This window comes from Pontibacillus sp. HN14 (assembly GCF_021129245.1).
Taxonomy (GTDB): Bacteria; Bacillota; Bacilli; order Bacillales; family BH030062; genus Pontibacillus.
This window is the reverse complement of record NZ_JAJOLR010000003.1, coordinates 34,356-45,995: the sequence shown is the minus strand read 5'-3', so window position 1 is coordinate 45,995 and position 11,640 is coordinate 34,356. Positions and strand designations below refer to the sequence as shown.

Below are 11,640 nucleotides of genomic sequence, written 5' to 3'. Positions count from 1 at the left end.
TTTCGTTATGATTTGGTTTCAGGGTGTTTTAAATATTTAGAGTCAAAAGCTATCAGAACAATCCCTAGCTGTTCCTCCAGTTTCTTAATCTCCTGCAATTTTTCCTTAGGCAACTCAGCATAATCAAAAGCCATGGAATCCACTCCTTCCCCCATAGTATAAGTCGAACCATACCCGCTATACATGGTTGCTTTCATGCTGTAGAGAAGTGACGCGTGCCAGACACCCTTTCATGCGGTGAAGGGCTGCAGGGTGTCTGGCACGCTTTCGTTTTGTAAAGCAGCACAGTGGTGATGAACATAGGGTCCTTGGTTGTGACAAGAAACGGGAATAATCGATATCTTTCTGCATTTTTTGAAAATTTTATAGATTCTGTGGAAAACGATTTGATATACTAGTTTTGGATGGGTTTTTCAATATTAGGGAATTTTGATTTGAAAGACCAAATACATAGAAGGAAGAGGGAGAGTTAAATGGGGAAATCTCACAAGATAGTCGCGTCTTTAGCTGCGACAACAGCTGCCGTGGCAGCAATGGCAGCTCCAGTTTCTGCAGATGCACAAGATTTTAGTGACGTATCAGAGCGTTATACGGATGCGGTAAACTTCCTGCTCGAGATGGAGGCAACTAATGGGTATTCTGAGACGGAATTTGGCACTCAGATGGCTATTAAACGTGTTGATGCAGCGGTTTTACTTGCGAATGTTCTAAAGCTTGATACTGAGGACGTTGAACCTTCTGGCTTTACAGATGTACCAGATCGTGCTGAAGGCGCGGTTAGTGCTCTGAAAGCTGCAGGCATTACAAATGGTAAGTCTGAAACAATGTTTGGCTCGAAAGATGAAATCACTCGCGGCGAACTTGCGATTTGGATTGAGGAAGGGTTCGGCTTAAAAGGCGTGAAACAGCTTCCGTTTACCGATGTAAGTGACCGTTATGAAGATGCCGTTGAAGCTCTTTTGGCAAATGACGTTACGCAAGGTGTTTCTAAAGATGCGTTTGGTACAGATCAAATGGCTAAACGCGGCGACTATGCTATTTTCCTTAAGAGAGCATTTGACGTGATGGACGAGCAGGACGGCAAGTTTGAACTGTCTCTAATGCACACGAATGACACTCATGGCCACATTGAAAACATTGCCAAGAAGAAAACAGCTATCGATGCGTACCGTGACGACAACCCTGAAGCTCTACTTCTTGACGCAGGGGACGTGTTCTCAGGAACGCTTTACTTCCAGGAGTTCCTTGGACAGGCGGACCTTGAGTTCATGAACAAGCTTGATTATGATGCGATGACATTTGGTAATCATGAGTTCGACCTTGGAAAAAGTGAGAACGGTCACCAGGCGCTAGCTGATTTTGTGAAAAATGCAGACTTTCCATTTGTGTCAGCGAACGTAGACTTCTCAGAAGATGAGTTGTTTGATGGTTTACAACATGAGGACGAGATCGCGTCTACTCCTGAAGACGGTGAGATCTATGGCGGCATTGTAGCTGAGGTGGACGGTGAGCAGGTCGGAATCTTCGGATTAACGACAGTGGAAACACCAGATATCTCAAGCCCCGTCGATGTGAAGTTTGAAGATTACGTGGCTGAAGCTGAGAAAATGGTCCAGTCCTTTAAGGATCGTGGCATCAACAAAGTAATCGCGCTAACTCACCTTGGCTACAACGATAACATTGACTACGATAACGACGTAGCCCTTGCTGAAGCGGTTGAAGGCATCGACGTCATCGTTGGCGGTCACTCTCACACCGAGCTTATGCCAACGGTTATAGGAGATGAGGAGCCGACGGTTCTTGTTCAATCAGGGGAATACAGTGACAACCTTGGAACGCTTGAAGTTGAATTTGACGAAAATGGCGTTGTGAAGAACTATGCGGGTGAACTTATTGAGCTTGAAGGTGTTGAAGAAGATGCATGGTTCGCATCTAAACTGAAGCCTTACACTGAACAAGTAAATGAAATTAAAAACGAAGAAATCGGCGTTTCTACAGACGTGATGTTAAACGGAGAACGTGCGAGTGTCCGTACAGGTGAAACGAATCTTGGGAACTTGATTGCAGACGGCATGCTTGCAAAAGCGAAAAGCGTAAACCCAGATACACAAATCGCTGTAACAAATGGCGGCGGTATCCGTGCTTCCATCGATGAAGGGCCAATCACTCTTGGTGAAGTGCTAACGGTTATGCCGTTTGGTAACGCACTTGGCATCATGACCCTGTCAGGTGCGGAATTGGAAGAAGCGCTTGAGCATAGTGTGGCGATGGCTCCTGAGAAATCAGGCGCGTTCCTTCATGTAGCAGGCATGAAGTTCGAATACGACAGCAGCAAGCCAGCTGGTGAGCGTGTTGGAGAGATTCAAGTCAAAACGGATGACGGCTTCGTTTCACTTGAAGCTGACACCGAGTATAAAGTTGCAAGTAACCTATTCACCATCCAAGGTGGAGATGGCTACACAACATTTGAAAAAGCGTATGAAGAAAACCGCGTAAGTGAGCCAGGATTCATGGACTACGAAATCTTCGTAGACTACCTACAATCAAAAGGCGACACCATCGCACCAGAAACAGAAGGCCGTATCACAGACACATCCGGCCAGTAAAACACAAGCTCGTTATCTAAGAAAGGCCTCTCCGTGACGGAGGGGCCTTTTTCATGCTGTAAAGGAGCAAAGCGTGTCAGACACCCTTTTGCGCGGTAAAGACCTGCAGGGTGTCAGACACCCTTTCGTACGGTGAAGAGTTGCATGGTGTCAGGCACGCTATCCTTCTGGGAAGTGATGGTTGACGGGTATAAGTGGTGAGGGTATAGTAGAGGTAGATTTAAGAAAACGCTTACGTAAAAGTGGGTGATGGAGTGAATCCGACGATTCAAGATGTGGCGAGGTTAGCAAATGTATCCATTGCGACGGTTTCAAGAGTACTGAATGATCAGCCAGGGTATTCAGAGAAAACGAAGCAGAAAGTGCTGAAGATTATTGAAGAGCTTGGGTACCAGCCGAACGCCGTTGCCAGAGGTCTTGTAAATCAGAAAACGGGTACGATTGGGGTGCTTTTCCCGAGTGTGTCTGGCTTACTATCAGCTGAAATCCTTCACGGGATTGAAACAAAAGCTCACGAACACAGGTATAGTGTGATCGTGTGTAATACAGCCGAGAACCGGGAAAAGACGATCAAGTATCTGCAAGTTTTGCGAGAGAAGCGAGTGGATGGACTGATCTTTGTCAGTGAGGCTGTGACAGAGGAGTATTACGAAATATTCTGTCGCATGGATATCCCTGTCGTGCTCGTCTCCACCCAGTCCTACCAGTATCCCCTTCCATTTGTGAAGGTGGATGATCGCAACGGGGCTTATGCGGCGACGAAGCATTTAATTGATAAAGGTCATGCTGCTATCGGCATGATCGCAGGGAGTGAGGATGATCCAATCGCTGGATGGCCTAGAATCGAAGGCTACCGTCACGCGATGAGAGAAGCGGGATTGTCCCTTGAAGAGACGCTCGTGCAGTCACGAGAAAGCTTTCACTATCATGAGGGGCGACGCGGTTTTCAGGTACTGATGAAAGACCATCCAGAGCTTACAGCCATTTTTGCAGCGAGCGATGAGTTGGCGTTAGGGGCGATTTCAGCAGCTTATGAAGCATCGATTACTATTCCAGAGGACGTATCCATTATAGGGTATGACAATCTGATTCTCGCTGAAATGTCTGTGCCTCCGCTCACAACAATCGCTCAGCCTTTCAAGCGAATGGGGTCTAAAGCCGTTAGAATGATGCTTGATCTCATAAATGGGAAAGAAGCAGAGTCGACCATTTTACCTCATGAGCTAGTCATTCGAGATTCTGTGAAAAGCAGGTAAATTTTTTAACCAAAAGAGTAAACGTTTACGTAAAAAGGGGAGAAAATCTAGTATGGCGAAACAATGGTGGAAAGAAAGTGTAGTCTATCAAATTTATCCGAGAAGTTTTAATGACAGTAATGGGGATGGAATTGGTGATATCCCTGGTATTATAGAGAAACTTGATTACTTAAAAAATCTGGGGATTGATGTGATCTGGTTATCCCCTGTTTATGATTCCCCGAACGATGACAACGGATATGATATCCGTGATTATAAAGCCATTATGGACGAATTCGGCACGATGAACGATTTTGACAGATTACTAGAGGAAGCCCACAGTCGCGGCATTCGTATTGTGATGGACCTTGTTGTGAATCATACCTCTGATGAGCATGCGTGGTTTGTGGAGTCGAAGTCTTCAAAAGACAATCCGAAGCGAGATTATTATATTTGGAAAGAAGGAAAAGGCGATCAGCCTCCAACGAACTGGGAATCTGCCTTTAGCGGCTCAGCTTGGAAATACGACGAAACGACAGGCGAGTATTTCTTACACATCTTCAGTAAAAAGCAGCCAGACTTAAACTGGGAGAATGAAGAGGTTCGTCAAGAAGTGTACAACATGATGACCTGGTGGCTTGATAAAGGCATAGATGGGTTCCGTATGGATGTGATTAACTTTATTTCAAAAGATCCTTCTTATCCCGACGGCGAGGTCCATCCCGGGAAACAGTACGGAGATGGTGGCAAGTATTTTATGAACGGGCCACGAATTCACGAGTTCCTTCATGAAATGAATCAGGAAGTGCTGTCAAAGTATGACGTTATGACGGTAGGAGAGATGCCTGGTGCTACCCCTGAACAGGGGAAACTGTACACCGCAGATGACCGCGAGGAACTGAATATGGTGTTCCACTTTGAGCATATGGATATTGGTGGCGGTGAGCTTGGCAAGTGGACATTGAATCCTTGGAAGCTGACAGAGCTTAAGGGCATTTTGTCTAAATGGCAGTATGAACTAGAGGAAAAGGGTTGGAACAGCTTGTACTGGAACAACCACGACCAGCCCCGTGTTGTTTCCCGATTTGGGAATGATGGGGAGTACCGGAAGAAGTCGGCTAAAATGTTGGCGACGTGTCTTCATATGATGAAGGGGACGCCTTACATTTACCAGGGTGAAGAGATCGGGATGACGAACGTGGCTTTTGACCGTATTGAAGACTACGAGGATCTTGAGTCTTTAAATATGTATGAAGAGCGCGTGAACGATTTCGGTGAGGACCCGGGTTCTGTACTTGAGCGCATTCACCACAGAGGCCGCGATAATGCCCGCACACCGTTTCAATGGAACAGGGAGAAGAATGGGGGATTCACAGATGGGACCCCTTGGCTTGCAGTGAATCCGAACTATACAGAAATCAACGCAGAAGAAGCCGTGAACGACCCGGATTCTGTGTTCTACTTTTATAAAAAACTGATCGAGTTACGGAAATTGAATGACGTGATTGTGTATGGTCGTTACGATCTTCTTCTTGAAGAGAGTGAAGCGATTTATGCATATACACGCACACTTGGCGAGGATCAGTTACTAGTGCTATGTAATTTCACAGGCGAGACCCAGACCATTGAGCTTGAAGACTTCGACGGGAAGCGTGGTTCTGTCTTCTTAACGAATCGTGAAGGGGACGTAGTGGACACGGATAACTTGAAAGAAGTTGAGTTAGAGCCCTATGAAGGGATTGTCTTTACTGTAAAATAAACATGAAAAACGCCGCATTCGCCAGAGAGCGATGCGGCGTTTTTTTATTTTGCGAAGGCGCTCACTAGTTTGTTCGAGACGCCTTGGATTTGTTGGGTTTGTTCATTTTGTGTGGCGATCATGGTGTTAATCTTCATAATATGGGTGTTGCTTCCTTCAGCGCGGGAGGTGACATGTTCGATGGCTGTTGTCACTTCCTGGCTTGAAGAGGTGAGCTGGTTGATTTGGTTTGTCGTTTCATGGATAAGCGATGAATTCTCGAGCACCTGGTTCAGGATGGTTTCAAACGTTTCGTTCATTTCTTTAACATGGTGATCGTTTTGAACAACGAGTTCAGCGCGGTCTGCTGAAAGGTCGACGTTTTTCTGGACTTCTTCTAAGATTTCGTTCGTCAGGTCTGAAATTTGCTGTGTCGTACGAAGGGAGGTTTCAGCTAGCTTACGCACTTCTGTCGCCACCACTTCAAACCCTTTACCAGCTTCGCCAGCTCGAGCTGCCTCGATGGAAGCATTTAAGGCAAGCAGGTTCGTTTGTTCTGAGATGTCGTTGATCGACGTCACCACATCCTGAATCTGTTCTACTTTTCCGGAAAGGGCCTGGAGTTGCTGATGTCCTTCATCGGTTTTATCCGTGATCTCTTTAAAACGCGTTGTCACTTTTTGAATATTTTCCATACCGGCCTGTGAAGAGTCTTTAATCGCTTGGAACGAAGAATTCACATCGCTAAGCTGTTGGTTCATGGACGTCATATGATCATTCATCTCTTCAGTGATGCTTGACGTTTCTTCATATGTAGCAAGCTGTTCTTCTGTTTGAGAAGCAATTTCCTGCATCGCGCCTGAGATGGAATCAGAGCTATGGCTTAACTTTAGCAGGCGGTTGTCGATATCATCAGAATGCTTGATGGCAATATCCGATCGATTTTCTTGTGCCTTTTGTGCTTCCTGAATCGTTGAAAACAACCGATTTAGCTTTATGCCTAAAGTGGAAAGTTCATTTAAATGGGTGATCGTAATGCGCGTATCTTGATCACCTTGCTCAAATTGTTCAATTTTTTCCATGATGTGAAATAAAGGCTTGAGCACGAGATAATGAAGCAACACGCTTATTAAAATCGTAGCGATCAAAATGCTCGTTATATTACGGGTAAGCTCCCCGGCGATCCCAAGGTCTACATTAGCCCGTTCCATTCCTCCTACAATAATACTCGTTATACTTAAGTTGACGGTCATGACGACAATAATAGCTGCTAGAAATTGAAATCGCAGATATTTCCAGTATTTTTTCTTCATCCCTTCACCCTCCGTTAGAAAAGTTTTGCTACTTTTGTCCTATTCTAGCAGAAGTCATAAAGATATCTTAATAAAACGATTTGGCGGATGTGCTAGGTGGTTTTGTGTAAGCATTAAAGAAAAACGTACAAAGGCGAATCGGCCTTTGTACGTTTATTAATAGCTTCTAGGTCGAACCAGGCTAATATGATTCGATAACCATCAGATAACTTAGTAATGCTTGGGACTTCAGACTGTCCGAAGTAGAAAAAATCATTTTACTTGATATAGCTTCAGCATCAGGTGAAAGGGGATATGCATTTTATAGTCACAACTATTTAGCATTTCGGATAGGAAAGAAAAGTACCGCTTCAATCAAATCCATTTTGCACTCTCTTAAAAAGAAGAAACTAATTTACTGGGAGGTTGGTGGGGGAGATCTAGGAACAAATCATTATATTATGAATGACTTGTATAAAAATCCTTATATAGTATTGAGTGAAGCTGTACAATATTTTGTCGACAAGATACTAGCTTCTTTTAGTAATAGAATTCCTTATGAGAAATTGTATGGAGCGATGCTTAATTTTGTACAAGTACCTAAAAGTCAACTTTATACTGAAGATGACCTATATGGAACTTTCATTAATCATTTAATTGATAATCCCTATGAAAAGGATTGTCTACCTATGTACATTGATCTTTTTATGTGTTTGTTCAATGTATTGAATGATAATGGTTACTATATAGATGATGAATGGCGAGAGTGGTTCTACAGTTCTTTTAAGAAACATTTTTATAAGGTTGTTTCAAAGGAACCTAAATATACCTTAGAGATACCTGGATCACAAAATAATGCGTTATTACACCTTTGTTGAGATGCTGCTTTCTATGGGAATCTTCAAATGAAGGTATTCACTAAGTATGAAGAAATTGCTTGAGAGCACTTCATAACTATAAATAGATATCCGTACCGTAACCCTCACCCAGGATTACGGTTATTTTTTCTGAAATTAACTGTAAATAGTTTGATACCCCTCTGCTTTAATAATGCCTAACCTTGGTCAATAATTTGTCTACATATGGGTAATTAATTGGCAGTGGTGTATCGTAATTTTGTCTGCTGTAAGCCATTTATCTGACTACAAATAATAAAAGATTAAATAGTAAAAGTGATTGTTAAAATAAGAAATAAAAGTTATCTGTAAAAGTCTTAGTTGTCCCTAAGGGACAACTTTAAGATCGAAGGTTAGAAGTAAAGTTAAGAATAGAACTTGTTAATAAATGGAGTCTGTACCAAAATACATAAAAAGTCTTAGCACCTCTCTCTTACTATTCATAAAATTTTGGTTCGTGTTGCGGATACCCTCAAACTTAAACGATAGAAAAACACACCAGTCCACATCATTTTTTAATTTCACACTAAAATTAGATCATTTGTCCTTTATTTAAGGATAATAGTATAATTGAACCATCCAAAATATGTAAAGGAGATTCAATATGAATATATCTAATATAAAGGTAAATAATTATCGTAATCTAAAAGAAGTTGACATAGACACAAATGAAGTTGTGGTCTTTATAGGGGATAATAATAGTGGGAAGAGCAATCTTCTTAGAGCAATAACGCTTCCTTTTATGAATCATGAAATTGGTTCGATAAATAAGAATCTTGGTTGGCAAGACATTAATAGTGAAACAAAACAAGACTATTATTCTTTCATAGATGCCCATTTAGATGAAATTAAAGATGATAAGTGTAATCTAGACCAATTTATTTCTCACATACCTTCCGTAAGTGTAGAAGTAACATTTACTCCACAAGAACTTGCGGAAGAGTATTATGTTCGAAATTGGACTACTAGCTTAGATACTATCACACCCACATTCACCATAAGATATGAATATAATGTCGAAGATCCCAAAGATTTACTACGCCACATCTCAGACATATTACAAAATGTTGATTCCATTGATAACTTAAAGATGAATTTACTACCAATTGAATTTTATAAATACCAAACTATCATACCCTCAACCAATGAAAAGGTTTCATTTACGGATCTGTCTTATTTTAAATATAATGCACTAGCAGCGGAAAGAGATGATTTTTCAAATAAAGCTTCTCAACTAGGTTCTAAATCATTAGTGTCTCTTTTACATAGTAAGATGAATTCAGATGATAAAAAGAAGGTGGAAAAATCATATGAAACTTTTTTCAAAGACTTAAAGGACATTAGTAGTTTAGAAGAAGTATTTAATTGGCAGGATTCATCAGAATTAGAAAATGCTAAAGATTTCTTTGAAAAAATCACTTTACTACCCAATATTCCTACAATGAATTCTCTATTAAATAACGTTCGCCTAGGTTATGGTGACGAATTTTTAAATGCCCAAGGATTAGGGTATCGAAACTTAATTTACTTATTTGTTATGTTAAATTCGTTAAGCGTAGAAAGTGATGTAGCTTTAAACATACTAACAATAGAGGAACCAGAGGCTCATTTAAGTGTAAGTAATGAACAACTTTTAGCTAGCTTTATTAATACAACAATGAGTAACAATAAGCAACTGCAACTGTTTATTTCAACACACAGCTCTGAATTCCTTAACAAGTTAGAATTAAGTAATGTATCTATAGTATCAGAGGGTAAAACGTTTGCTTTAAAAAACGAACTCGATGCCGACCATTTAGATTACTTAGCTAAGAAACCGAATCTTGATTTTCTCAAGTTTCTCTATTCAAGAAATTGCATTTTAGTTGAAGGCCCTACAGAAGAAATGCTCATTAAATCTTATTTAAGTACACAAACTGACCAGTTGAATGATATTGAAGTAATCTCTTTGCATAAAGGCTTTAGAGACATGCTGGATATATGGCTTAGAGTGAATAAAGATACCGAATACAAAATTGGTATTATAAGAGACTATGACAATCAGCCAAAGGCTCAAAAAGATCACGAAGTCTATAATCAGTATTCCAACATATATGTAACAACTACCCAAGAATACACACTGGAACCTGAATTCGTAGGAACTGGTGATAATTTCGATAAGTTGAAAGCATACTTTACAACCGAACATGGGTGGGAAAATGTAGATACAAAAGAAGAACTCTCTGAGAAATGGAAACATGCAAAAACAGATACAATGCTACACTTTTGCAGGGATATAGGAACTGACGCATTAAAAGATATAGAAATGCCAAACCACATTTCTGAGGTCATTAAATTCTTAAAAACAGGTGATAAATCATGAACATTGTAGTGGCAGGTGCTGGTGCAGGAAAAACAACTTCAATGGCTGAAGTCGTTATTTCAAGGCTTCAAGAAGTTACAGATGGTAAAATCATTTACGTTATTACATACACCAACTCCGCAAGAGATAGAATAAGGAATAAAATTATAGAGAATGAAGGAAAAATTCCAAATCAACTAAAGATTGAGACTATCCATACATTCTTATTAAGGGAAGTGATTTATCCATTCAATCATTTAATTTATGATAATTATTATAAATCTGCTTCCCAGATACCTCTTTCATCGAAACCAGCATTTAAAGCAAAAAAGAAAAAGGAGTTAAAAGAGGAATGTATAATACACGTAGAAGACGTAACCAAGACAGCCAAATACATTTTGTGTGGTAAAAGCAAAGATACCAAAATTATCAAATTTAGACGTGATAAAGCTTTGCAGATGATGTTCAGGTACTTAGATTCAATATACGTGGACGAATCACAAGATATAGACAGTGAGTTTTTAGACGCCTTGACTATGCTACATGATAATAATATCAAAATTAACCTCATTGGGGACCCAAAGCAAGACCTTAGAAATAGAGGGGCTTTTAGGAATATTATTGAGAGTATTCCATCTGTTCAGTATAAGTCTGAGAACTATCGTTGCCCAAGAATTCATGTTGATTTTTCAAACAGCTACATTGTTAGAAAAGAACTCCAAAACACCACAAAAAAAGGTGGTAGCTTACAGTACATATTAGAATCTAACACTAACATTAAGAAAGACATTGAAAGTGGAGTGTATGATTTAGCTTATATTTATCAAAAGAATGCTCGGTTTAAAACTCATAGAGAAGACCAAACAAAAGTAAGCAATCAATTGTTTTACGAATTAAAGTCATTAGTACGGAAAGTTTCTTCTGATAAAGTGAGAAACATAGATCAGGTAGCATATGTACTATTAAAAAAGACAACTCTCACAATTAGAAGAAAAAGGAATACCAAAATAATCTTTGCAGGACTTGAGCATGATCTTGGGCTAGTTATGCAAAATGAAGACAAAGGTAAAATTGGTAATGCTGTAGATGCGTATAGAAGCACATTATCAAATGAACCAGGGGTTTTAGTGAATTCTATAGATAGTATCAAAGGGTTAGAAGGTAATAATTGTCTGTTTATAGTTTCTACTCAGCTTGCGCCTTATCTATTTAAAGATGATGTTAATCATAATAAAATGATGAACTATTTATATGTAGGTCTTACACGTTCTAAGCGTGATTTAACTATTATGGTTACAAACGAGGTGGAAAATAAGTATGGCCTTAAATATATCCATGACAAATTTAAGGAATTAGGTATAGCAGAGTTAAGACCACCAAATAACTAAAGTAAGTAGTTCAGTTTTGGAGTACAAAAAGCGAAAATGTATACTAAAATGAGCGTTGAATTGCATGACAATTTGATGCTCATTTTGCAATGTTTATAAGTGTTTTGAGTCGATTTTTCACAATAAAATGCAAACCAAATAGCG

At 40.1% G+C, this 11,640-nt stretch carries 8 protein-coding genes; 6 read left to right on the top strand and 2 right to left on the bottom strand.

What is annotated here, in order from left to right; all coding sequences use genetic code 11:
- Positions 1-5: 5 nt before the first annotated feature.
- Positions 6-197, bottom strand: coding sequence for a hypothetical protein (locus tag LQ226_RS11305; RefSeq protein WP_231418017.1), 192 nt, complete (start codon positions 195-197; stop codon positions 6-8).
- Between the two features lie 276 nt (positions 198-473).
- Here LQ226_RS11305 and LQ226_RS11300 point away from each other — a divergent pair, with 276 nt between their 5' ends.
- From LQ226_RS11300 to LQ226_RS11290, 3 genes are all read left to right on the top strand, one after another.
- The gene (locus LQ226_RS11300) at positions 474-2,606 is read left to right on the top strand and encodes a 5'-nucleotidase C-terminal domain-containing protein (protein WP_231418016.1); all 2,133 of its coding nucleotides are present in this window, start codon (positions 474-476) and stop codon (positions 2,604-2,606) included.
- A gap of 254 nt (positions 2,607-2,860) precedes the next feature.
- The gene (locus LQ226_RS11295; protein ID WP_231418015.1) at positions 2,861-3,862 is read left to right on the top strand and encodes a LacI family DNA-binding transcriptional regulator; all 1,002 of its coding nucleotides are present in this window, start codon (positions 2,861-2,863) and stop codon (positions 3,860-3,862) included.
- Positions 3,863-3,914: 52 nt separating this feature from the next.
- Positions 3,915-5,600 (top strand): glycoside hydrolase family 13 protein, encoded by a 1,686-nt coding sequence (locus tag LQ226_RS11290; protein WP_231418014.1) that lies wholly within the window; start codon positions 3,915-3,917, stop codon positions 5,598-5,600.
- A gap of 44 nt (positions 5,601-5,644) precedes the next feature.
- On the opposite strand, the gene LQ226_RS11285 is transcribed toward LQ226_RS11290, so the two are convergent.
- The gene (locus LQ226_RS11285) at positions 5,645-6,892 is read right to left on the bottom strand and encodes a methyl-accepting chemotaxis protein (RefSeq protein WP_231418013.1); all 1,248 of its coding nucleotides are present in this window, start codon (positions 6,890-6,892) and stop codon (positions 5,645-5,647) included.
- 440 nt (positions 6,893-7,332) lie between these two features.
- Here LQ226_RS11285 and LQ226_RS11280 point away from each other — a divergent pair, with 440 nt between their 5' ends.
- The 3 genes from LQ226_RS11280 to LQ226_RS11270 all read left to right on the top strand — a co-directional run bounded on the left by LQ226_RS11280 (position 7,333) and on the right by LQ226_RS11270 (position 11,496).
- On the top strand, positions 7,333-7,749 hold the full coding sequence (locus tag LQ226_RS11280) for a hypothetical protein (RefSeq protein ID WP_231418012.1): 417 nt from the start codon (positions 7,333-7,335) through the stop codon (positions 7,747-7,749).
- A gap of 622 nt (positions 7,750-8,371) precedes the next feature.
- Positions 8,372-10,129, top strand: coding sequence for an ATP-dependent nuclease (locus LQ226_RS11275; protein WP_231418011.1), 1,758 nt, complete (start codon positions 8,372-8,374; stop codon positions 10,127-10,129).
- Positions 10,126-11,496, top strand: a complete 1,371-nt coding sequence (locus LQ226_RS11270) for a UvrD-helicase domain-containing protein (protein WP_231418010.1) — start codon at positions 10,126-10,128, stop codon at positions 11,494-11,496. Before LQ226_RS11275 ends, LQ226_RS11270 begins: the two co-directional genes overlap by 4 nt.
- Positions 11,497-11,640 lie beyond the last annotated feature (144 nt).